Consider the following 22,209-nt stretch of genomic DNA (forward strand, 5'->3'; position numbering starts at 1 on the left):
CTTCGGGGTGCCCCTGCACCTCAACGCCTCGATGCTCCTGCTGGCCGTGCTGGTCGCCGTGCTCTACGCCGAGTTCGCCCGCCGACAACTGGACCTGCCGCAGCTCAGCGGCTACCTGATCGGCTTCGGGTTCGTGGTCTCCCTGCTCGGCTCGGTGCTGCTGCACGAGCTGGGCCACGCCCTGACCGCCCGCCGCTACGGCATCGGTGTGCGCGGAATCACCCTCGAACTGCTCGGTGGGTACACCGAGATGGAACGGGACGCTCCGACGCCCCGCATCGATTTGCTGGTCTCGCTGGCCGGCCCGGCGGTCTCCGCGGTGCTGGGCGTCCTCGCGGTCGCCGCCACCCTCGCCCTGCCGCCGGGCACCGTCGGCCACCAGCTCGCCTTCCAACTCGCGCTGAGCAACGTCATCGTCGCGGTGTTCAACATCCTGCCCGGGCTGCCGCTGGACGGCGGCCGGGCGCTGCGCGCCGCCGTGTGGGGCCTCACCCGTGACCGGCACCGCGGCACCGAGGTCGCCGGCTGGGCCGGCCGGGTCGTCGCCGTCGGCACCGCCGCCCTGGTCGGGCTGCTGACCGCGACCGACCATCTGGCGCCGGTGGCGCTGCCGCTGATGCTGCTGGTCGCCGTCACCCTCTGGCGCGGTGCCGGGCAGTCGATCCGCGCCGCCCGGGTCAGCCGGCGGTTCCCGCTTATCGACCTGGCCCACCTGGCCCGGCCGGTCTGGCCGGTGACCAGCGGCACGCCGCTGGCCGAGGCCCAGCGCCGCCGCGCCGAGGGTGGGCAGCCCGCCGCCGCGCTGCTGGTCACCGACTCCGCCGGCCACCCGGTGGCGCTGGTCGACCCGGCCGCCGCCGCGGCCGTACCCGCCGAGCGTCGCCCCTGGCTGGCGGTCGACTCGGTCGCCCGGCCGCTGACCGCCCTTCCCACCCTGGCGCTCGGGCTGGACGGCGAACGGGTGATGGAGGCCGTGCAGACCCACCCGGGCGCGCAGTACGTGGTGACGTCAGGCGAAGATGTCGTCGGCATTCTGCACATCGGGGACCTGGCACAGCTCCTCGAACCCAACCGGAAGATGACATCGTGACCGCAACTGACTCCACCGTCGGCGCCGACGCCGCCCCCCGGACGCTGACACCCGTGCACCGAGGCCCGTTCCGGCCCGGCGACCGCGTGCAGCTGACCGACCCCAAGGGGCGGATGCACACCGTCACGCTGGAGCACGGCAAGGAGTTCCACACCCACCGCGGCATCCTGGCGCACGACACGCTCATCGGGCTGCCCGACGGCAGCGTGGTGACCACCGCCGGCGGCGGCACCGCCTTCCTGGCGCTGCGCCCGCTGCTGTCGGACTACGTGCTGTCCATGCCGCGCGGCGCCCAGGTGATCTACCCGAAGGACTCGGCGCAGATCGTCGCGATGGGCGACATCTTCCCCGGCGCCAAGGTCCTCGAGGCCGGCGCGGGTTCCGGCGCGCTGAGCTGTTCGCTGCTGCGCGCCGTCGGCACCGAGGGCGAGCTGCACTCGTTCGAGCTGCGCGACGACTTCGCCCAGATCGCCAAGCGCAACGTCGAGGCGTTCTTCAACGGGCCGCACCCCTCGTGGCACCTGCACGTCGGCGACGTCGCGCAGTGTCAGGAGACCGGCTTCGACCGGATCATCCTGGACATGCTCACCCCCTGGGAGACCCTCGACATGGTCGAGCGGGCGTTGGTGCCCGGCGGCGTGTTCATCGGCTACGTCGCCACCACCCCGCAGCTCTCCGAGCTGGTCGAGGCGCTGCGCGAACGCGGCGGCTGGACCGAGCCGCGCGCCTGGGAGTCGCTGGTGCGCGACTGGCACGCCGAGGGCCTCGCCGTCCGCCCGGACCACCGCATGATCGCGCACACCGCGTTCCTGGTCTCCGCGCGCAAGCTCGCCCCGGGCGTCACCGCGCCGCCGCGTCGCCGCAAACCCAGCAAGGGCACCGAGGCGTACGCGCAGCGCCGCGAGGACCTGCGCGCGGCCGAGGCGGCCCGGCAGGCCGCCGCCGCCCAGGCCGCCGGGGCGCAGCCCGACGCGACGGGGGAGATGGACAGGCCGTGACCATCGGTGAGCGGGGGGAGGCGGCCCGATGAGCCGACCGGGCTACGGCGGCGGCGACCTGCCCGCCGTGTTTCCGGACTGGTCGCCCTACCAGGACCTGGAGTCGGCGGCGCGCGCCTATCTGCGGGACCCGGACGTCGCCCTGGAGGCGCTCGGTGGCGTGCTCCGCGGGGCCTCGGTGCTCGGCTTCACCCTGGAACGCTTCGTCAACGAGGTCAACGGCGTGTGGCAGGAGGTCGTCGTCTGTGACGGCAGCCGGCTGATCCTCTGGCACGGCGAGGACGTGCCGCCGGGGGAGGGGCCGCCGGGTTCGATGACGTCGTCGCTGCGGGTCGTGCCGGTCTCCACGGTCACCGAGGTGGGCTGCCGGCGCCGGCTCAACCGCCTGGAGAACGGCGAGATCCGGGTCGACAGCATCGACGTCTACCTGCTGCTCACCTCGCTGGACGAGGCGCCGCCGAGCGAGGAGATGGCCGGTACGCCCCGGCACGACGCGCTGCGGTTCGGCAAGACCCTCGACGACGGAGGGGCCGGGCAGATCGCCCGGCTGGAGGAGTTCGCGCGGCTGGTCGCCTCGGTGGTCGGCCGGCCGATGCTCTGAGGCGTACCCCTGCTCGGGTCGGCGTCGCGCGGTCCGCGCGACGCCGGCTCAGTCCTCGGCGTCCGGACCGGCGACCTCGACACCGTCGCCGCGCACCACGTGGATGCAGTCGCCCGGGCACTCCTTCGCGGAGTCGATCACTTCGAGCCGCAGGTGCGCGGGCACGTCGACCCGGCTGCCCGGCGCCATCCGCAGCTCGCCGTCGACACCCTTGACGTACGCCAGGCCGTCGATGTCGAACTCGAACACCTCCGGCGCGTACTGCACGCAGAGCCCATCGCCCGTGCAGAGATCCTGGTCCACCCAGACCTGCAACTCGTCGGTCGCGACCTCGGCCACCGGTGCACCCCCCATGTTCTCCCGTACCAGCCTCCGACGGTACCCGAACGCCGGTACCGGCCCCGCAGACCACCCCTTGGCGATCAAGGTTCAGTGACGAGGGTGTTGCGTGGGACCGAATCGGGCTCATAGCGGCTAGTGTTAGCTCAGAACGTTCAAGCCCCCCGGGGAGGTGGGACGTGGCAGCACGCAGCGACGACGCGGACTCGCGCGCCGCACGGTGGGAGAAGGAAGCCCACGATCTCTCCACGCAGGTCGCGTTCCTTCAGGAGGAACTCGCCCTGGTGCGGCGCAAGTTGACCGAAAGCCCCCGACACGTCCGGCAGCTCGAAGAGCGGCTGGCGGCCACCCAGGCACAGTTGGCGCGGCTGACCGAGAACAACGACCGGCTGGTGAGCACCCTCAAGGAGGCTCGCACGCAGATCGTCACGCTCAAGGAGGAGATCGACCGGCTCGCCCAGCCACCGAGTGGCTACGGAGTGTTCCTGGCCAAGCACGACGACGGCACGGTGGACGTGTTCACCGGCGGCCGCAAACTGCGGGTCGCCGTCTCGCCCTCGCTGGACGTGGCCGAGCTGCGGCGCGGCCAGGAGGTCCTGCTCAACGACGCGCTCAACATCGTCGACGCGTTCGGGTACGAGCGGGTCGGCGAGGTGGTGATGCTCAAGGAGGTGTTGGAGGGACCGAACGGCGGGCCGGGCGACCGGGCGCTGGTGGTCTCCCACTCCGACGAGGAGCGCATCGTGCACCTCGCCGAGACGCTGATCGGCTCGGCGATCCGGGCCGGCGACTCGCTCATGATCGAGCCCCGCTCGGCGTACGCGTACGAGCGGATCCCGAAGAGCGAGGTCGAGGAGTTGGTCCTGGAGGAGGTGCCCGACGTCGACTACTCCGACATCGGTGGCCTCCAGTCCCAGATCGAGCAGATCCGCGACGCGGTGGAGCTGCCGTTCCTGCACGCGGACCTGTTCCGTGAGCACCAGCTCCGCCCGCCGAAGGGCATCCTGCTCTACGGGCCGCCCGGCTGCGGCAAGACGCTGATCGCGAAGGCGGTGGCCAACTCCCTGGCCAAGAAGATCGCCGAGCGGCAGGGCAAGGAGAAGCACACCAGCTTCTTCCTCAACATCAAGGGCCCGGAGCTGCTCAACAAGTACGTCGGCGAGACCGAGCGACACATCCGGCTGATCTTCCAGCGGGCTCGGGAGAAGGCCGGCGAGGGCACCCCGGTGATCGTGTTCTTCGACGAGATGGACTCGATCTTCCGGACCCGCGGCTCCGGCGTCTCGTCCGACGTGGAGAACACCATCGTCCCGCAGCTGCTCAGCGAGATCGACGGCGTGGAGGGGCTGGAGAACGTCATCGTCATCGGCGCCTCCAACCGGGAAGACATGATCGACCCGGCGATCCTGCGCCCGGGCCGGCTCGACGTGAAGATCAAGATCGAGCGGCCGGACGCCGAGGCGGCCAAGGACATCTTCTCCAAGTACATCCTTTCCGGGCTGCCACTGCACCCGGACGACCTCGCCGAACACGGCACCGACGCGCAGGCCACGGTGGCCGCGATGATCGACGCCGTGGTCCTGCGGATGTACTCGGAGACCGAGGAGAACCGCTTCCTCGAGGTCACCTACGCCAACGGTGACAAGGAAGTCCTCTACTTCAAGGACTTCAACTCCGGCGCGATGATCCAGAACATCGTCGACCGGGCCAAGAAGATGGCCATCAAGGAATTCCTCACCTCCGGTCGCAAGGGACTGCGCCTGCAGCACCTGCTCGACTCCTGCGTCGACGAGTTCCGCGAGAACGAGGACCTTCCCAACACCACCAACCCCGACGACTGGGCCCGCATCTCCGGCAAGAAGGGCGAACGGATCGTCTACATCCGCACGCTCGTCTCCGGCGGCAAGGGCGCCGAGGCCGGCCGGTCCATCGAGACCGCCAGCAACACCGGCCAGTACCTGTAGCCAGGCGCTGACACCAGCGGGGCCCGGGACGCGAAACGTCCCGGGCCCCGCTCGTCACGCCGTCCCACAACCACTCAACCGACCCGGTACGCTGTGGCGCTTCCGACCCTGCGAAAAGCCGAGGAACCGCGTGCCGTCCGAACTCACCGTCACCGACCCGCCGGCACGCGCCGAGACCGGCCCGGAAACGGCGCCGCCCGGTCACCCCTACCGCCGACTGCTCGTCGCGCTCGCGGTGGCCTGGCTGGTACCCACCGTGGCGTACCCCCTGCACCTGGCCTGGCTGCTGCCCCCGCTCGTGCTGCTCGCCACGGCCAGCCTGCTCCGCGGCGGCCGCGCCCTGCTCGACCGGCTCGTGCTCGCCATGCTGCTGCTCGTCGGCGCCACCACCGTCGCCGGGCTGCTCTTCACCGTCTGGCCCTGGGGGCTGCACCCCGTCGCGGTCAGCGGCAGCGCGCTCACCGCCCTCGCCCTCATCGCCACGGTGACCGGCCGACGTCCCACCCTGCCCCGACCCGGTTGGACCGACCTGCTGCCGGTCGCCGCCACCATCGCCGTCGTCGGCTACCTCGCGTCGCCCTGGCTGCGGGCCGGCACTCTCGCCGGCCGCCTCAGCCTGCTCGCCCTCGGCGAGGACAACTTCCGCCACGTCGCCCTCGTCGACGCCATCGGCCGGCTCGGCGGGTACGTCTTCCTCGACCCGTCGGCCTCCCGCGACGACATCGTCTCCCTGCTGGCCCGCTACCCGCAGGGTTGGCACCTCACCACCGCCCTGCTCGACGCGCACCTGCGTTCGGCCACCGGCACCGCCAGTGGCGCCAGCAGCATCAGCCACTACGAGTGGTGGTTCCTCGCCACCTTCGCCCTGCTCGTGCTCACCCTCTTCTGGGCCGCCCAGCGCCTTCCCGGCCCCCTGCACCCGCTGCACCGAGTCGTCCTGACCGTCGTCGTCGGCGCCCTCGTCCTCGGCAGCCAACTGCCCCGGCTGCTGATTGCCGGCTACCCCAGCGAGGTCCTCGGGCTCGCGCTCGCCGTCGCCCTGACCGCGCTCGTCGTACGCCCGCTCGCCGGCAACCGGGAACAACTCGTCCTGCTCGGCGCGCTGCTCACCGGCATCGGCTTCACCTACTACCTGTTCCTGCCCCCGGCCGGGCTGCTGGTGCTCGCCTGGCTCGTCGCACACCGCCGGGAGTTGCTCCGCGTCCGCCGGACCGTGCTCGTCGTCGGCCTGGTCACTGCCCTGCTCGCACCGCTGCCCCTGCTGCTGGGCATCTTCGCCGCGAACCAGACCGAAGCCCTCGACGCCAAGGCCGGCCTGGAACTCGCCGAGGCGTGGCGGGCCCTGCTCGGCCTCACCCCGATCGTCCTGATCGGCCTCGTGATCCAGGCCCGTCGCGCCGACCGGGCCTGGCGCCGGCACATCGCCGCCGTGCTGGTGGCCGTCGGCTTCGCCCTCGCCATCGCCCTGGCCAACGTCCTCACCGGCGTCCAACCCGCCTACTACTTCATGAAGGGCGTGCACCTCGCCACCGTCGGGCTCGTCGTCGGTGCGGCCGCCCTCGTCGTGCTGCTGCCCGTCCCGTCCAGCGACGCCGGCCGCCCCCGAGCACGCGCCGCCGTCGCCGCTCTCGCCGCCGTCCTGGCCGGGCTCACCGCCGTGATCCTCTGCGGGCTCACCGGTTGGAGTCGGAGCCTGCTCGTGGTCGACAAGCAGAGCTGGACGCAGAGCTGGGTCGACCACGACGTCGACAACCCGATGCGGGTCGCCCAGGTGTGCGCCGCGGCCTACCACCGTTACCTCGAGAAGCCGGGTACGGTCACCGTCGTGCTCGACCGGACCGGCTACCGGGGGTACGTCGAGTCGATATGTCTCTCCGCCCTGCAGGGCACCACCGGGCAGACCGAGAAGGCGATCTATCTGCCCACGTTGTTCGAGGAGCCCGAACGCACCCGGATGATGCTGCGTACCACCCGAGGTCCGCTCCGCCTGGTGATCAGCGATCCCGCCGCGCAACGACGCGTCGACAAGCTGCTGACCCAGTACCCGGACCTGTGCGGCCGGGTCACCACCGTTCCCATGACCATCAAATACTGAGCCCGGCGGGCGGGCGCGCGGAACGACACCCGTGAACCGCCCGCACCGGCGCGCCCCCCTCGGAGAACAGTCGGACTACGCTCGACATGACGGGGATCGGGTCGGGCGAGCGAAGCGGGTAGGTCGATGAGCGTAAGACGGATCATGGGCACCGAGGTCGAGTACGGCATCTCCGTACCCGGCCAGGCCGGAGCCAACCCGATGGTCACCTCGTCCCAGGTGGTCAACGCCTACGGAGCCCGGCCCGAACTCAACCGGGGTGGGCGCGCCCGCTGGGACTACGAGGAGGAGTCGCCACTGCGCGACGCCCGCGGCTTCACCTACTCCGGAGCCGCCTACGACCCCGCCGAGGCCCTCGCCGACGAGGACCTGGGCCTGGCCAACGTGATACTCACCAACGGCGCACGCCTCTACGTGGACCACGCGCACCCGGAATACTCCACCCCCGAGGTCACCACCCCCCGGGACGTGGTGCGCTGGGACAAGGCCGGCGAGCGGGTGATGGCCGAGGCGTCCCGCCGGGCCGCCACCATTCCCGGCAGCCAGCCGATCCACCTCTACAAGAACAACACCGACAACAAGGGCGCGAGCTACGGTGCGCACGAGAACTACCTGATGCGCCGGCAGACCCCGTTCGCCGACATCGTGGCGTACCTGACGCCCTTCTTCGTGACCCGGCAGATCGTCTGCGGCGCCGGCCGCGTCGGCATCGGGCAGGACGGCGGCCAGAGCGGCTTCCAGATCTCCCAACGCGCGGACTTCTTCGAGGTCGAGGTCGGCCTCGAGACCACCCTCAAGCGACCGATCATCAACACCCGCGACGAGCCGCACGCCGACGCCGACAAGTACCGCCGACTGCACGTCATCATCGGCGACGCCAACCTCTCCGAGATCTCCACCTACCTCAAGGTCGGCACCACCGCGCTCATCCTCACCATGATCGAGGAGAAGGCGCTCGGCGCCGACCTCGGCATCGCCGACCCGGTCAGCGAACTGCGCGCGGTCAGCCACGACCCCACCCTCACGCACCTCATGCGGCTGCGCGACGGCCGCCGGCTGACCGCCCTGGACGTGCAGTGGGCGTACCTCGAACGGGTCCGGTCCTTTGTCGACGACCGGTACGGCGCCGACGTCGACGAGCAGACCGCCGACGTGCTGGACCGGTGGGAGGGCGTCCTGGACCGGCTCGGCCGCGACCCCATGCTCTGCGTCGACGAGTTGGACTGGGTGGCCAAGCTGCGGCTGCTGGAGGGCTACCGGGAGCGGGAGAAGCTCGGCTGGGGCTCCCACAAGCTCCAGCTCGTCGATCTGCAGTACTCCGACGTGCGCCCGGAGAAGGGCCTCTACAACCGGCTCGTCTCCCGGGGGGCGATGAAGACGTTGCTCACCGACGAGGAGGTCCGCAGCGCGATGACCGAGCCGCCGGAGGACACCCGGGCCTACTTCCGGGGCCGCTGCCTCGCCCAGTACGCCTCCGAGGTGGTCGCCGCGAGCTGGGACTCGGTCATCTTCGACGTCGGCCGGGAGTCGCTGGTCCGGGTGCCGATGATGGAGCCGGAGCGGGGCACGCGGGCGCACGTCGGCGCGCTGTTCGACCGCTGCGCCAGCGCCAAGGACCTGCTGGAGACGTTGACCGGCGGCTGAACCCGCCAACCGAATGCCCGCTGTGCGCCGCAAGCCGGCGCGCGGCGGGCTTTTCGTCGCCCCAGCGAGGTAAGTTCATCGCAGACGATCGTGGAGGAGGCAGCAATGGCCACTCATGACAGCGGCGGCCAGTCGCAGTCCGGCAAGTCCCGCCAGGGCGAGGAGATCGAGGACGTCACCACCGAGGCCAACCCCGAGGTGGCCGAGCGGCACGCCGAGATCACCGAGGACGTCGACGACCTGCTCGACGAGATCGACTCCGTCCTGGAGGAGAACGCAGAAGAGTTCGTGAGGGGTTATGTACAAAAAGGGGGTGAATGATAGTATATGTCCGATTTGCCGGACGGTGTCGAGAAGGCATGTCCGCAGTGCAAGAGAGTGCTGGCCAGCACGGAGTTCCACCGTGATCGGCGAGGGAATGACGGGCTGGCCTTCTACTGCAAGGTCTGCGCCGCAGCACGGTCGGAGGCAAAGCGGCGCAAGCGCGGTATCGCCCCGCAGCGGAAATCCCTCACGCCCGTCGGCGAAGGCCTCAAGTGGTGTCCGGACTGTGAGCAGATCAAGCCCCTGAACGACTTTCCCACCACCTCGACCAAGGCCAGTGGTCGACACAGCTACTGCAAGCCCTGCCACAACGCCCGCGGCAAAGAGACGGCGCAACGACTCTACGGCGGCACACGCGAATACCACCTGCGGCATCGCTACGGCATCGGGGAGAAGGAGTTTCAGGAGCTCCTGGCCGAGCAGGGCGGGGTCTGTGCGATCTGCGGCGGCACGGACCCGCAACATCTGGACCACGATCATCGCACCGGATGGGTGCGCGGGATACTCTGCTTCAACTGCAACGGTGGTCTTGGCCAGTTCCGTGACAGTCCTACGAGGCTGGCCAGGGCGATCACGTACCTGAGAGGAACCACGTGGCAGCGGGCTTTGATCCATCCGGGCGTCTACCAGATGTGTTCACCAACGCGGGGACGTCCTCCTTCACCACGTTCTTGAGCCGGGTGGCGCCCGAGATGCTGCCCGGTCGTCGACCGCTGCCCCCGGGCATGGCCGCCGACCTGGCGCCGCACGCGACCACGATCGTGGCCATCTCGGCCGCCGGTGGCGTCGTGATGGCCGGCGACCGGCGGGCCACCATGGGCAACCTGATCGCCCAGCGCGACATCGAGAAGGTGCACCCGGCCGACGCGTACTCCCTGGTCGGCATCGCGGGCACCGCGGGCATCGGCATCGAGCTGATGCGACTGTTCCAGGTGGAGCTGGAGCACTACGAGAAGATCGAGGGCGCGATGCTCTCGCTCGACGGCAAGGCCAACCGGCTGGCGTCGATGATCCGGGGCAACCTGGGCGCGGCCATGCAGGGCCTCGCCGTGGTGCCGCTGTTCGCGGGCTTCGACCTGGCCGCCGCTGACCCGACGCGGGCCGGGCGGATCTTCAGCTTCGACGTGACCGGTGGCCCGTACGAGGAGACCGGGTACGACGCCATCGGCTCCGGCTCGCTGTTCGCCAAGTCGGCGCTCAAGAAGCGTTTCCGGACCGGGCTGTCGCTCGAGGACGCGACCCGGCTCGCGGTCGAGGCGCTCTACGACGCGGCCGACGACGACACCGCGACCGGCGGACCGGACCTGACCCGCCGGATCTATCCGGTGGTGATGACCGCGACCGCCGAGGGCACCCGCCGGTTGACCGACACCGAGACGGCGGCGATTGCCGAGGGTGTGGTCGCCGGTCGGATGGAGAACCCGGGCGGATGAGCGCCGTCCACCCCCACCAGTCAGCAGTCGTCAGCACAGCGCCGTAAGGAGAACCGCCGCCGTGGCCATGCAGTTCTACGCCTCGCCCGAACAGATCATGCGCGACCGCTCCGAGCTGGCCCGCAAGGGCATCGCTCGCGGGCGCAGCGCGGTGGTCCTGAGCTACTCCGGCGGGGTGCTCTTCGTCGCGGAGAACCTCTCCAGCGCCCTGCACAAGGTCAGTGAGATCTACGACCGGATCGGCTTCGCCGCGGTCGGCCGGTACAACGAGTTCGAGAACCTGCGTCGCGCCGGGGTGCGGATGGCCGACCTGAACGGCCTGAGCTACGACCGGCGGGACGTGACCGGGCGGGCGCTCGCCAACGCCTTCGCGCAGACGCTGGGCGCGATCTTCACCGAGCAGTCGAAGCCGTTCGAGGTGGAGATCTGTGTGGCGGAGGTCGGGGCCACGGCGGACGACGACGAGCTGTACCGGCTCACCTACGACGGGTCGGTCAACGACGAGCCGGGCCGGATGGCGATGGGTGGTCAGGCCGAGGCGATCACCGGCGTGTTGAAGTCGCAGCACCGGGCGGACATGTCCCTCGGCGAGGCGGTCCGGGTGGCGGTGCAGGCGTTGAGCACCGCCGGCGGTGAGGGCGGTGCGGCCCGTACGATCGCCGCCAACCAGCTTGAGGTGGCGGTGCTGGATCGTCAGCGGGTGGGGCGTACGTTCCGCCGGATCACCGGGGCGGCGCTGACGGCGCTGCTCGACGGTGACGTCGCGGCGGCGGAGCAGTCGGTCGAGGCGGGTGGGCCGGACACGCCGACGCAGCCGACCACGGAGGCGCACAAGCCGACGACGTCGGCGGGCTCCGCCGACCTGGAGGACAAGCCCGCAGACGGCAAGTAAGCGCGAGCGACAGCGGCGGGCGACCCCTTCGGGCTCGCCCGCCGCGCGCGTTCCCCGCCCGCCCCGCCCTGCCTCACCTACACCTCGCCGATCTTGCACTTTCGGTTGCCGTTATGCACCTTTTGCGGGCATTAGTCACGACAGAAAGTGCAAGATCGACGGGGTGGGGGCGGGGCGTCATGCCGACGCGTTTTTTAGGGCGGGTCCTAGGAGGAGTCCGCCGTCGACGACGTGCTCGGTGCCGGTGATGAAGGCGGCGTCGGGCGAGGCGAGGAACAGCAGCATGGCGGTGATGTCGGCGGGCTGTCCGAGCCGGGGGACGGCGAACGGCTCGGGGGTGTAGAAGTCGGCGATCGGGGCGTCCGCGCCTGCCGCCGGTTCGGTGATGAACGCGGTGGCGACGACGCCGGGGTGGATGGTGTTGACGCGGATGTTGTCGCGGCCCAGTTCGAGGGCGGCGGTCTGGGTGAGCCCGCGGATGGCCCACTTGCTGGCGACGTAGGGCGCGTAGTGGGCGGTGCCTCCGGTGCCCATGACGGAGGCGATGTTGATGATCACCCCACCGCCGGCTCGGCGCAGCGCTGGTGTGGCGGTCTTGATGCCGAGGAACGTGCCGGTGAGGTTGATGTCGAGGATGCGCGCCCAGGTGGCCTGGTCGGTGGACTCGATGAGGGCCGGCGGGTTCTGTACGCCGGCGTTGTTGACCAGGATGGTGAGCGCGCCGAACGCTTCCTCGGTCGCCGCGACGGCGGCGGCCCACGACTTCTCGTCGGAGACGTCGAGGCGTACGAAGAGCGCTCGGTCCCCGAGTTCGGCGGCGAGGGCGGCGCCGCGTTCGGCGTTGGTGCCCCCGATGACGACGTTGGCGCCCTCGGCGTGCAGCGCGCGTACGTGGCTGGCGCCCTGCCCGCCGGTGCCGCCGGTGACGAGAGCGGTGTGCGCGGTGAAGCGGGACATGCGGTCCTCCAGGAAAGCCAATGGTGAGTCGTTTGACTCACCACGGCAACGGTACGTCGCCTCCGGTGGTGAGTCAACCCACTCACCTCGCTATGATGGCCGCATGACGACCTATCACCAGCGGGTGGCTCAGCAGAAGCGCGCGCTGATCGTGCAGGCCGCCACGCAGCTGTTCCTGGAGCTGGGCTACGACCGGTCGTCGCTGGCGCGCATCGCCGAGGAGGCCGGGGTGTCGAAGGCAACGCTGTTCAAGCAGTTCCCGACGAAGGCGGCCCTGTTCGACGCCATCGTCGTCGACTCCTGGGCCGGCGGTGACGACGCCGCAGTGCCGTCCGTGGGTGACCTGGAAGCCGGCCTGACCGCGCTCGGGCGGCACTATGCGGCACTGTTGGGCCGGCCGGGGATGGTGGATCTGTTCCGCATCGTCATCGCCGAGTTGCCCCGCTTCCCGGAACTGGCGAAGGCGCACTTCGCCGGGGGGAAGCTGCCGTACTTCGAGACGGTTCAGCGCTACCTCGTGGCCGAGCGCGACGCGGGAACGGCGGACATCGCCGACCCGCAGATGGCCGCCACGCAGTTTCTCGGGATGATCTCCAACTACCTGTTCTGGCCGTGCCTGCTGGTCCCCGGCTGGACGGTGACCCCGGAGCGCGCCGGCGCGGTGGTGGACGACGCCGTCCGCACGATGATCGCACGGTACGACCGGCACGCGAACCGGTAGCACCGACCGGGCCGTGACCACGTGACCACGCACGCCACAGGCACACCCTGACCTATCCGGGTCCCCGGGGGTGGTCCGGGTAGGTCGTCAGGGGGCGCTGGTCACCCCGGGGGCGACCGCCTCGCGGGCGGCGGGCACGGGCGCCGGGCCGCTGGTGCGGGCGCGCAGCAGAACGGCCATGGTGGCGGCGACCACGACGGAGCCGATGGCGTAGCCGAGTTCGACCCGCAGGGCGGTCGCGACCGGGGCCAGGGTGGCGGCGACCAGCGCGGCCACGCCGACCGCCCAGGCGACGGCCTGGGCGCGGTGCCGGTCGAGGGCCAGCAGCGCCTGGCCGAGGACCATCGCCCAGAGGTAGGCGAGGGTGGCCGCGGCGAGCCAGGCGAAGTCACCGTGGCCGAGGACGTCGGGGGCGTCGAACAGGGTCTGCACCAGCCACGGGCCGAGCAGGACGGCGAGCACGGCGCCGGTGAGGCCGAGCGCGGTGACGATACCCAGGGCCCGGCGCAGGAGGCTGTTGAAGGCCGTGCGGTCGCCGGTGGCGGCGGAGGTGGCGAGGCCGGGCAGCAGGGACGCCTGGAGCGAGGCGAAGACGAACAGCGGGATCCGGACCAGCACCAGGGCGGAGAGCAACGCGCCGGCGGTGGCCACGTCGGAGGGGTCCAGCACCTTGACGTTGATCACGCCGATGTTGACGACGACCTGGGAGAGCAGGCTGGACGTGATGAGCAGGCCGAGGCCGCGCAGGAACGCGGCCCAGGCGACGGGGACGCCGCCGCCGACGGCCCGCAGCACGGGCGGGGCCGTGAGCGCCACGCCGATCAGCGGGGCGGCGATCAGCACCGCGCCGAACCAGATGGGGGAGGTGACGCCGGTCAGGCCGAGCAGGGCGACGAGGGCGATGCGCAGGCCGCCGTCGACGGCGAGTTGGGTGCCGTACCAGGGGAACAGTTGCAGGCCGGAGAGCACGCCGCGGGTGGTGTGCGCGACGGCGAGCGCGGCGAGCGATCCGATCAGGACGGCGACCATGCGGTCGTCGCCCGCGAAGAGCCGGTCGGCGAGCGGCGCCCGGGCGACGATGATCAGCGCGACGACCGCGACGAGCAGGCCGAGGGCCAGGGCGGCCCCCCGGGCCAGGACCGGCCCGGGGGTGAGGCCCTGGCTGTGCCGGCCGGCGACGAGGCGGGCGACCTCCTGTTCGACGGGCATGAACAGGCCGATGCCGAGGGTGAAGACGATCGTCCAGAGCGCCGCGAGCGACGAGTAGTCGGCCTCGGTGAGGCTGTGCCCGGCGACGGCCAGGTGGACGTAGGAGGCGAGCCCCAGCAGGGCCAGGCCGGCGCCGACGGCGATGGTGCCCGGTGGGACGAGACTCAGGAGCCGGCGGATCACCGGCGAATGAGCGCCAACGTGAGGACGGCGAAGGCCCGACCGAGGTAGATCATGGCCTTGGCCGGTGAGTGGCTGGGGGTGCCGGCCATCCGCTTGCGCATGGCCACCGGCACCTGGCGGATGGTGTAGCCCCGCCGGGCGGTGTGCACGAGCGTCTCGACCGTGTCGCCCAGGTACTCCACGGGATACCAGGTGGCGAACATGTCAATCACCCGGCGGTTGGCGGCCCGGAACCCGGACGTGGTGTCGGTGAGCTTGGTGCGGGCGACGCGGGACAGCACGCCGGAGAGCATGACCATGGCCCAGCGGCGGGGGCCGCGGACGTTGTAGTCGCCCTCGCCGGCGAACCGGGCGCCGATCACCAGGTCGGTCTCGTCGAGCAGGTCGACGAGCTTCGGCACGTACCGGGGGTCGTGCTGGCCGTCCGCGTCGATCTGGATGGCCACGTCGTAGTCGTGGTCGCGGGCGTACCGGTACCCCACTCGCATGGCGCCGCCGACACCGAGGTTGTACGGGAGTTTCGCGACCCGGGCGCCGGCGGCGGAGGCGACCGCGGCGGTGCGGTCGGTGGAGCCGTCGTCGACGACGAGCACGTCGACGCCGGGCAGTTCGCCGCGGACCTCACCGACGACGTCGGCGATCGAGCCGGACTCGTTGAGCGCCGGGATGATGATCAGGACCCGCTTGCCGTTAACCATCGTGCGACACCAGTTCGTCTCGGGCCGCCCGGTCCGCGTCGATCTCGGCGCGGAGCAGGGCGAAGTCTTCTGCCAGGGTCCGGGTCTCTTCCTCCAGGGCGCTGACCTCCCAGCTGAGGTGCACGCAGACCAGCAGTAGGAAGACGATGCCGAGGAAGAGCACGAGGCTGACACCGGAGGCGACGCCGAGGAGTTCGGCGACGTTGTCGAGCAGCCGGGGGAACAGGGACAACGGGATCACGATGATCAGCACGGCGAGCCAGAGCATGCCGTACTTCTCGCGCAGCTGACGACGGCGCAGCAGCTCGACGATGGTGCCGAGCAGAATCAGGCCGGTCAAGCCGGTGACGAGGGTGAGCTTCATGCGACCTTCCACGGGGCGGGTGGAGCGGGGGAGTGGAACGCGTCAACCAGGGTGGAGTGCCAGTCCGGAAGTGGCGGCAGACCCGCGGCCGCCCAGCGGTTGTGCCCTAGCACACTGTACGCCGGACGGGGAGCGGGACGAGGATACCGGTCGCTGGTGGTGGGTCGGATCCGGTCCGGGTCCAGACCGGCCACCGTGAACGCGGCACGGGCCAGCCCGTACCAGGTGGTCTCGCCGGCGCAGGTGCCGTGGTAGACGCCGGGAGCCGCGCGACCGGCCAGGGCGGCGTCGGCGAGCGCGACCAGCCGCTCGGCGAGCCGGTACGACCAGGTGGGCTGCCCGTGCTGGTCGTCGACCACGTCGAGGTGCTCGCGTTGGCCGGCCAGCCGCAGCATGGTGGCCACGAAGTTCGGCCCGTGCGCGCCGTACAGCCACGCGGTGCGGACGACGTACCCGGTGTCCGGCAGCAGGCGGGCGACGGCCTGCTCGCCGACCAGCTTGCCGCGCCCGTACGCGTTGACGGGCGCGGTCGGCGCGTCCTCCGCGTAGGGGGAGCCGGCGTCGCCGGCGAGGACGTAGTCGGTGGAGACCTGGATCAACCGGGTGCCGCTGGTGGCGCACGCCGCAGCGAGGTTCGCCACGCCGTGGCCGTTGACGGCGGTGGCCGCCGCCTCGTCGGCTTCCGCACCGTCGACGTTGGTCCACGCGGCGGCGTTGATCACGACGTCGTGTCCGGCGACGGCGTGGCGGACCGCAGTGGGGTCGGTGATGTCCAGGTCGGCACGGGCGGCGGCGGTGACCTTCAGGTCGGGCCGGGCCTCCAGGACGGTGACCAGGTCCTGGCCGAGCATCCCCCCGGCGCCGGTGACGAGTAGTCGGGTCATGCGGTGGGGGCCGACTTCAGCGGCTCCCACCAGGCCCGGTTCTCCTGGTACCAGCGCACGGTGTCGGCGAGGCCGTCGTCGAGAGTGATGCTGGGCTGGTAGCCCAGCTCTTCGCTGATCTTGCTGATGTCGAGGGAGTACCGGCGGTCGTGGCCCTTGCGGTCGGTGACCGGGACGACCCGGTCCCAGTCAGCGCCGCAGGCGTCCAGCAGTCGACCGGTCAGCTCCTTGTTGGTCAGCTCGGTGCCGCCGCCGATGTTGTAGACCTCGCCGGCGCGACCCTTCTGCTGGACCAGCGCGATGCCCCGGCAGTGGTCGTGCACGTGCAGCCAGTCGCGGATGTTGCCGCCGTCGCCGTACAGCGGAACCGTCCCGCCGTCGAGCAGGTTGGTCACGAACAGCGGGATGACCTTCTCCGGGAACTGGTACGGACCGTAGTTGTTGGAGCAGCGGGTCACGACCACGTCCATGCCGTGGGTGCGGTGGTAGGCCAGCGCGAGCAGGTCGGAGCCGGCCTTCGAGGCCGAGTACGGGGAGTTCGGGGCGAGCGGCCAGATCTCCGTCCAGGAGCCCTCGTCGATCGAGCCGTACACCTCGTCGGTGGAGACGTGCACGAAGCGGCCGGTGCCGTGCCGCAGCGCCGCGTCGAGCAGGGTCTGCGTGCCGAGCACGTTGGTGGTGACGAACGGCGCGGCGCCGGCGATCGAGCGGTCGACGTGCGATTCCGCCGCGAAGTGCACGATCACGTCGTGCCCGGCGACCACCTCGTCGACGACGGTCGGGTCGCAGATGTCGCCCTGCACGAACCGCAGCCGCGGGTCGTCGCGCACCGGGTCGAGGTTCGCCAGGTTGCCCGAGTAGGTCAACTTGTCGAGCACGGTCACGACCGCCGGTTCGAGCGGGGGCACGCCCTCGGCACTGCCCAGGGGTTTGCCCAGCAGCAGTCGAACGTACTCCGACCCGATGAATCCGGCTCCGCCGGTGACGAGGATCCTCACGGGTCCGAAAGTGTACGCGACGTTCGTCGGTGGACGTGGGACGCGACCCCCACGCACGTTCCGTAGCCGTGCCGGTAGGCTTCGCCGGTGCGTGGAATCCTACTCGCCGGCGGCACCGGTTCCCGGCTCTGGCCGATCACCCGGGCAGTGTCCAAGCAGCTGATGCCGGTCTTCGACAAACCGATGATCTACTACCCGCTCTCCACACTGGTGATGTCCGGGGTCCGGGAGATCCTGGTGATCACGACACCGGAGGACCAGGACCAGTTCCGTCGGCTGCTCGGCGACGGCAGCCAGTTCGGGTTGCGGCTGGAGTATGTCAGCCAGGAGCGTCCGGAGGGCATCGCGCAGGCGTTCATTCTTGGTGCGGATTTCATCGGTGACGAGTCGGTGGCGTTGATCCTCGGCGACAACATCTTCCACGGCGTGGGGCTGGGCCGGCAGCTCGCCGACCACGGTGACCCCGTCGGCGGCCGGGTCTTCGCGTACCAGGTGGCCAATCCGCAGGAGTACGGCGTGGTCGATTTCGACGCCGACGGCCGGGTGCTCTCGATCGAGGAGAAGCCGGCCCTGCCGAAGTCCCGCTACGCGGTGCCCGGCCTGTACTTCTACGACAATCGGGTGGTCGACATCGCCCGCAAGCTCACCCCGAGCGCTCGGGGCGAGCTGGAGATCACCGCCGTCAACGAGGTGTACCGGGAGACCGGCGAGCTGTCGGTGACGGTGCTCGATCGCGGCACCGCGTGGCTGGACACCGGCACCTTCACCTCGATGATGCAGGCTGGCGAGTTCGTCCGGGTGGTCGAGGAGCGACAGGGCCTCAAGATCGGTTGCGTGGAGGAGGTGGCCTGGCGGGCCGGCCTCATCGACGACGACCAGCTCCGCGCGTTGGCCGAGCCGCTGGTCAAGAGCGGGTACGGCGACTACCTGTTCGGCCTCCTGGCCGAGAAGAACGAAGCGCGGGTGGGCCGGTGAAGATCCGGGAGCTGAGCATCGAGGGCGCCTGGGAGATCACCCCCCAGCAGCACGGCGACCCGCGCGGCATGTTCATGGAGTGGTACCGCTTCGACAAGCTCGCCGAGGCGGTGGGGCATCCGCTGCGCCTGGCCCAGGCCAACCTGTCGGTCTCGGCGCGCGGCGTGGTGCGCGGTGTCCACTTCGCCGACGTACCCCCCGGGCAGGCCAAGTACGTGACCTGCGTGCGGGGCGCGGTCCTCGACGTGATCGTCGACCTGCGGGTCGGCTCGCCGACCTTCGGCCGCTGGGAGGGTGTCCGGCTGGACGACACCGACCGGCGGGCCGTCTACCTCAGCGAAGGGCTGGGGCACGGGTTCTGCGCGCTGACCGACGACGCGACGCTGAGCTACCTCTGCTCGGCCACGTACAACCCGACGGGCGAGCACGCGGTGCACCCGCTCGACGAGGAACTGGGCATCGAGTGGCCCGCCGACACCCCGCTGCTGTCCGCGCGCGACGACGCCGCGCCGACCCTCGCGCAGGCCCGCGAGAGCGGCCTGCTGCCGGAGTACGACGCGTGCCGGCGGTTCGTGGCGAGCCTCGGACCGGACGGAATGTCGCACTCAGCCGGTATGTGACCACCCCTCGGGCACGACCTGTGGTGTGACAGTGACGAACCGGGCCTCCGGGCGGCTAATGTCTCATCATGGAGCGGCGAATCTTCGGCCTCGAGACCGAGTACGGCGTCACCTGCACCTATCGCGGGCAGCGGCGGCTGTCCCCGGACGAGGTCGCGCGGTATCTGTTCCGGCGCGTCGTGTCCTGGGGTCGGTCGAGCAACGTGTTCCTGCGCAACGGGGCCCGTCTCTACCTGGACGTCGGGTCACACCCGGAGTACGCGACACCGGAGTGCGACTCGGTGACCGACCTGGTGGCCCACGACCGGGCCGGCGAGCGGATCCTGGAGGGGTTGCTCGTCGACGCGGAGAAGCGGCTGCACGACGAGGGCATCGCGGGTGAGATCTACCTGTTCAAGAACAACACCGACTCGGCCGGCAACTCGTACGGCTGCCACGAGAACTACCTGGTCTCCCGGCACGGGGAGTTCGGCCGGCTGGCCGACGTGCTCATCCCGTTCCTGGTGACCCGACAGTTGATCTGCGGAGCCGGCAAGGTGCTGCAGACCCCGCGCGGCGCGGTCTACTGCCTGTCCCAGCGGGCCGAGCACATCTGGGAGGGCGTCTCGTCGGCGACCACCCGCAGCCGTCCGATCATCAACACCCGCGACGAGCCGCACGCCGACGCCGAGCGCTACCGGCGCCTGCACGTCATCGTCGGCGACTCCAACATGAACGAGGTCACCACGCTGCTCAAGGTCGGCACCGCCGACATCGTGCTGCGGATGATCGAGGCCGGTGTGGTCATGCGGGACCTGTCGCTGGAGAACCCGATCCGGGCGATCCGCGAGGTGTCGCACGACATCACCGGCCGCCGCAAGGTGCGCCTGGCCTCCGGCAAGGAGGTCAGCGCGCTGGACATCCAGCAGGAGTACCTGGCCAAGGCCACCGAGTTCGTCGAGCGGCGCGGCGGCGACCAGGCCGCCAAGCGGGTGGTCGAGCTGTGGGGCCGGGTGCTGCACGCGGTGGAGACCGGTGACCTGGAGCCGGTCTCCCGTGAGATCGACTGGGTGAGCAAGCTGCGGCTCATCGAGCGGTACCAGCGCAAGCACGACCTGCCGCTGTCGCATCCCCGGGTGGCGCAGATGGACCTGGCGTACCACGACGTGCGTCGCGGTCGTGGTCTCTACGGGCTGTTGGAGCGCCGCGGCGAGGTGGACCGGGTCGCCACCGACCCGGAGATCTTCGAGGCCAAGGAGACGCCGCCGCAGACCACCCGGGCGCGGCTGCGCGGCGAGTTCATCCGGCACGCCCAGGAGAAGCGGCGCGACTTCACCGTCGACTGGGTGCACCTGAAGCTCAACGACCAGGCGCAGCGCACCGTGCTCTGCAAGGACCCCTTCCGGGCGTACGACGAGCGGGTGGAACGGCTGATCGCCAGCATGTGACGGGTCCGCCGGCCCCGCCGACGGTGTCCGCCGACGGGGCCGGCGCAACCGGTAGGCTGAGCGCGCCATGACGACTTCTGGACCATCCGACCCCACCGAGCGCGGCACCGAGCGGCAGAACTGGGTCGAGCGCCGGCGGGAGAAGATCCGCGCCGAGATCGAGCGCAACCGGCGCGGTGAGTACACCGTGCCGACCTGGGTGCTGGCCGTGGCGCTGGTGCTCATCGTGGGCGGCTGGCTCGCCCTGATCTTCCTCTCCTGATCCCGCCCCGCGCTGGTCGCGCGTGATGTCCGGTGATCCCTCCCCGCGCTGGCGCGCCTGATGTCCGGCGCTGACCCGTCGGGGCCAGGCATTGGCCCGGCCGGGTCGCCCCGGCGGGTACCCGCCGGGTGTCGCCGTCGCGGGCCGTCCTGCCCCGCCCAGCGCGCCGGCGGCACCAGGACGCGACGACGCGGGAGGCGATCATGAACGACCCGACGGTGCCCCAGCCCGAACGCGGCGGTGGGGGTTGGGTGGACCCCGGGCCACGCGACGTGGTCCGCGACCGGCAGAACCCCGACCTGTTGACCCCACCGAGCACGGACGCGGGCACCCTGCCCAACCTGCGGTTCTCCTTCTCCGACGCGCACACCCGTGTGCAGCGCGGCGGATGGACCCGGGAGGTGACCGTACGGGAGTTGCCGATCGCCACCGAGCTGTGCGGCGTGGACATGGCGCTGGAACCGGGCGGGTACCGGGAGATGCACTGGCACAAGCAGTCCGAGTGGGCGTACGTGTCGCGCGGCAGCGCCCGGATCAGCGCGGTCGACCAGGAGGGCCGCAACTTCCTCGACGACGTACGCGCCGGTGACCTGTGGTTCTTCCCGCAGGGGGTGCCGCACCACATCCAGGCCCTCGACGAGGGCGTGGAGTTCCTGCTGGTCTTCGACGACGGCGCGTTCACCGAGAACGGCACGTTCCTGATCAGCGACTTCTTCGCGCACACCCCGAAGGAGGTGCTGGCCAAGAACTTCGGGTGGCGGCTCGACCAGCTCGACTCGATCCCCGAGCGGGAGAAGTACATCTTCGCCGGGCAGGTACCGCCGCCGCTGGACCAGGACCGAGTCGTCAGCCCGACCGGGGACGTGCCCCGCAGCCTCAGCCACCGGCTCCTCGCGCAGAAGCCGCAGCGGTTCCCGGGCGGGCAGGTGCGCATCGCCGACGTCACCCAGTTCGCCGCGTCGACCACGATCTGCGCGGCGCTGGTCGAGGTGGACCCGGGCGGGATGCGGGAGCTGCACTGGCACCCCACCGACGACGAGTGGCAGTACTACCTGTCCGGCCACGGTCGGATGGGCGTGTTCGCCAGCTCCGGGGTGGCTGGCACCTTCGACATGCGCTCCGGTGACGTCGGGTACGTGCCGTTCGCGTACGGCCACTACATCGAGAACCTCGGCACCGAGCCGCTGGTGTTCCTGGAGATGTTCCGCAAGCCCCGGTTCGAGTCGGTGTCGCTGACCCAGTGGATGGCGAACACCCCGCCCGAGGTCAGCGCCGACACCCTCAACCTGCCCCGAGAACTGATCGAGGCCCTACCCCGAGACCAACGCCCGGTGATCCGCTGACCCCACCCGGCCCTTCCCGCGCCGGCCTCGGCCGGGTTGATCATGAAGTTCTTGCCGCGACACGCCGCTTGAGGTCAAGGGGTGAGTGCAATCGTTAGGCGGCGATGAGGTGGTCCAGACGCTCGGCTGGGGTCGCCCAGCCGAGCGTCTGGCGGGGGCGGGTGTTCAGTTCGTGGGCAACTTCGTCA

The 22,209-nt window shown here is 70.8% G+C and carries 23 protein-coding genes; 16 read left to right on the forward strand and 7 right to left on the reverse strand.

The window, feature by feature from the left end:
- Window positions 1-31: 31 nt before the first annotated feature.
- From AC3EN4_RS18160 to AC3EN4_RS18170, 3 genes are read left to right on the forward strand one after another with little or no spacing between them, the layout of a single operon-like run.
- Window positions 32-1,090 carry a site-2 protease family protein gene (locus tag AC3EN4_RS18160; protein ID WP_435207071.1) on the forward strand — a complete coding sequence of 353 codons (1,059 nt, stop codon included), beginning with the start codon at window positions 32-34 and terminating at the stop codon, window positions 1,088-1,090.
- Complete coding sequence (locus AC3EN4_RS18165; RefSeq protein ID WP_422740103.1) at window positions 1,087-2,088, forward strand: tRNA (adenine-N1)-methyltransferase; 1,002 nt, start codon at window positions 1,087-1,089, stop codon at window positions 2,086-2,088. The genes AC3EN4_RS18160 and AC3EN4_RS18165 overlap by 4 nt, the downstream gene beginning before the upstream one ends.
- A gap of 28 nt (window positions 2,089-2,116) precedes the next feature.
- On the forward strand, window positions 2,117-2,689 hold the full coding sequence (locus AC3EN4_RS18170) for a hypothetical protein (RefSeq protein WP_435207037.1): 573 nt from the start codon (window positions 2,117-2,119) through the stop codon (window positions 2,687-2,689).
- A gap of 48 nt (window positions 2,690-2,737) precedes the next feature.
- Here AC3EN4_RS18170 and AC3EN4_RS18175 read toward each other — a convergent pair whose 3' ends face one another.
- Window positions 2,738-3,028 carry a ferredoxin gene (locus AC3EN4_RS18175; RefSeq protein ID WP_355421412.1) on the reverse strand — a complete coding sequence of 97 codons (291 nt, stop codon included), beginning with the start codon at window positions 3,026-3,028 and terminating at the stop codon, window positions 2,738-2,740.
- 179 nt (window positions 3,029-3,207) lie between these two features.
- On the opposite strand from AC3EN4_RS18175, the gene arc reads away from it, so the two are divergent.
- The 7 genes from arc (at window position 3,208) to prcA (ending at window position 11,380) form a co-directional block, all read left to right on the forward strand.
- Complete coding sequence (arc, locus tag AC3EN4_RS18180; RefSeq protein WP_422740104.1) at window positions 3,208-4,992, forward strand: proteasome ATPase; 1,785 nt, start codon at window positions 3,208-3,210, stop codon at window positions 4,990-4,992.
- Between the two features lie 130 nt (window positions 4,993-5,122).
- A complete protein-coding gene (locus AC3EN4_RS18185; protein ID WP_435207039.1) occupies window positions 5,123-7,087 on the forward strand; it encodes a hypothetical protein in 1,965 nt (654 codons plus the stop codon).
- A gap of 126 nt (window positions 7,088-7,213) precedes the next feature.
- Window positions 7,214-8,731 carry a depupylase/deamidase Dop gene (gene dop / locus AC3EN4_RS18190; RefSeq protein ID WP_435207041.1) on the forward strand — a complete coding sequence of 506 codons (1,518 nt, stop codon included), beginning with the start codon at window positions 7,214-7,216 and terminating at the stop codon, window positions 8,729-8,731.
- Between the two features lie 105 nt (window positions 8,732-8,836).
- On the forward strand, window positions 8,837-9,052 hold the full coding sequence (locus AC3EN4_RS18195) for a ubiquitin-like protein Pup (RefSeq protein WP_088948111.1): 216 nt from the start codon (window positions 8,837-8,839) through the stop codon (window positions 9,050-9,052).
- 6 nt (window positions 9,053-9,058) lie between these two features.
- Window positions 9,059-9,730 carry an endonuclease VII domain-containing protein gene (locus AC3EN4_RS18200; protein ID WP_435207043.1) on the forward strand — a complete coding sequence of 224 codons (672 nt, stop codon included), beginning with the start codon at window positions 9,059-9,061 and terminating at the stop codon, window positions 9,728-9,730.
- Window positions 9,649-10,488, forward strand: coding sequence for a proteasome subunit beta (prcB, locus tag AC3EN4_RS18205; RefSeq protein WP_435207045.1), 840 nt, complete (start codon window positions 9,649-9,651; stop codon window positions 10,486-10,488). Before AC3EN4_RS18200 ends, prcB begins: the two co-directional genes overlap by 82 nt.
- Window positions 10,489-10,549: 61 nt before the next feature.
- A complete protein-coding gene (prcA, locus tag AC3EN4_RS18210; protein WP_435207047.1) occupies window positions 10,550-11,380 on the forward strand; it encodes a proteasome subunit alpha in 831 nt (276 codons plus the stop codon).
- A gap of 177 nt (window positions 11,381-11,557) precedes the next feature.
- Here the strand turns inward: prcA and AC3EN4_RS18215 are convergent, their stop codons facing one another.
- Window positions 11,558-12,337: an SDR family NAD(P)-dependent oxidoreductase gene (locus AC3EN4_RS18215; protein ID WP_435207049.1), complete on the reverse strand. Its 780-nt coding sequence runs from the start codon at window positions 12,335-12,337 to the stop codon at window positions 11,558-11,560.
- A 103-nt stretch (window positions 12,338-12,440) separates the two neighbouring features.
- Between AC3EN4_RS18215 and AC3EN4_RS18220 the strand changes: the two genes are divergently transcribed.
- Entirely contained in the window at window positions 12,441-13,058 is a 618-nt protein-coding gene (locus AC3EN4_RS18220) for a TetR/AcrR family transcriptional regulator (RefSeq protein ID WP_435207051.1), read from the forward strand.
- Window positions 13,059-13,145: 87 nt separating this feature from the next.
- Here AC3EN4_RS18220 and AC3EN4_RS18225 read toward each other — a convergent pair whose 3' ends face one another.
- From AC3EN4_RS18225 to rfbB, 5 genes are read right to left on the reverse strand one after another with little or no spacing between them, the layout of a single operon-like run.
- Window positions 13,146-14,450 (reverse strand): polysaccharide biosynthesis protein, encoded by a 1,305-nt coding sequence (locus AC3EN4_RS18225; protein ID WP_435207053.1) that lies wholly within the window; start codon window positions 14,448-14,450, stop codon window positions 13,146-13,148.
- Window positions 14,447-15,148 carry a glycosyltransferase family 2 protein gene (locus AC3EN4_RS18230; RefSeq protein ID WP_357119253.1) on the reverse strand — a complete coding sequence of 234 codons (702 nt, stop codon included), beginning with the start codon at window positions 15,146-15,148 and terminating at the stop codon, window positions 14,447-14,449. The genes AC3EN4_RS18225 and AC3EN4_RS18230 overlap by 4 nt, the downstream gene beginning before the upstream one ends.
- Entirely contained in the window at window positions 15,141-15,512 is a 372-nt protein-coding gene (locus AC3EN4_RS18235; protein ID WP_422740113.1) for a DUF2304 domain-containing protein, read from the reverse strand. Before AC3EN4_RS18235 ends, AC3EN4_RS18230 begins: the two co-directional genes overlap by 8 nt.
- Window positions 15,509-16,396 (reverse strand): dTDP-4-dehydrorhamnose reductase, encoded by an 888-nt coding sequence (gene rfbD / locus AC3EN4_RS18240; protein WP_435207055.1) that lies wholly within the window; start codon window positions 16,394-16,396, stop codon window positions 15,509-15,511. The genes AC3EN4_RS18235 and rfbD overlap by 4 nt, the downstream gene beginning before the upstream one ends.
- Window positions 16,393-17,394: a dTDP-glucose 4,6-dehydratase gene (rfbB, locus tag AC3EN4_RS18245; RefSeq protein ID WP_435207057.1), complete on the reverse strand. Its 1,002-nt coding sequence runs from the start codon at window positions 17,392-17,394 to the stop codon at window positions 16,393-16,395. Before rfbB ends, rfbD begins: the two co-directional genes overlap by 4 nt.
- 87 nt (window positions 17,395-17,481) lie before the next feature.
- Between rfbB and rfbA the strand changes: the two genes are divergently transcribed.
- From rfbA to AC3EN4_RS18270, 5 genes are all read left to right on the forward strand, one after another.
- Window positions 17,482-18,369, forward strand: coding sequence for a glucose-1-phosphate thymidylyltransferase RfbA (gene rfbA, locus AC3EN4_RS18250; protein ID WP_422740116.1), 888 nt, complete (start codon window positions 17,482-17,484; stop codon window positions 18,367-18,369).
- Window positions 18,366-18,989 carry a dTDP-4-dehydrorhamnose 3,5-epimerase gene (gene rfbC / locus AC3EN4_RS18255; protein WP_422740117.1) on the forward strand — a complete coding sequence of 208 codons (624 nt, stop codon included), beginning with the start codon at window positions 18,366-18,368 and terminating at the stop codon, window positions 18,987-18,989. The genes rfbA and rfbC overlap by 4 nt, the downstream gene beginning before the upstream one ends.
- Window positions 18,990-19,057: 68 nt before the next feature.
- Window positions 19,058-20,416 (forward strand): Pup--protein ligase, encoded by a 1,359-nt coding sequence (pafA, locus tag AC3EN4_RS18260; protein ID WP_089021075.1) that lies wholly within the window; start codon window positions 19,058-19,060, stop codon window positions 20,414-20,416.
- Between the two features lie 67 nt (window positions 20,417-20,483).
- Window positions 20,484-20,678, forward strand: a complete 195-nt coding sequence (locus tag AC3EN4_RS18265) for a hypothetical protein (RefSeq protein ID WP_422740118.1) — start codon at window positions 20,484-20,486, stop codon at window positions 20,676-20,678.
- A gap of 203 nt (window positions 20,679-20,881) precedes the next feature.
- Entirely contained in the window at window positions 20,882-22,021 is a 1,140-nt protein-coding gene (locus AC3EN4_RS18270; RefSeq protein ID WP_435207060.1) for an oxalate decarboxylase family bicupin, read from the forward strand.
- Window positions 22,022-22,209 lie beyond the last annotated feature (188 nt).

The organism is Micromonospora sp. bgisy143, assembly GCF_057708145.1.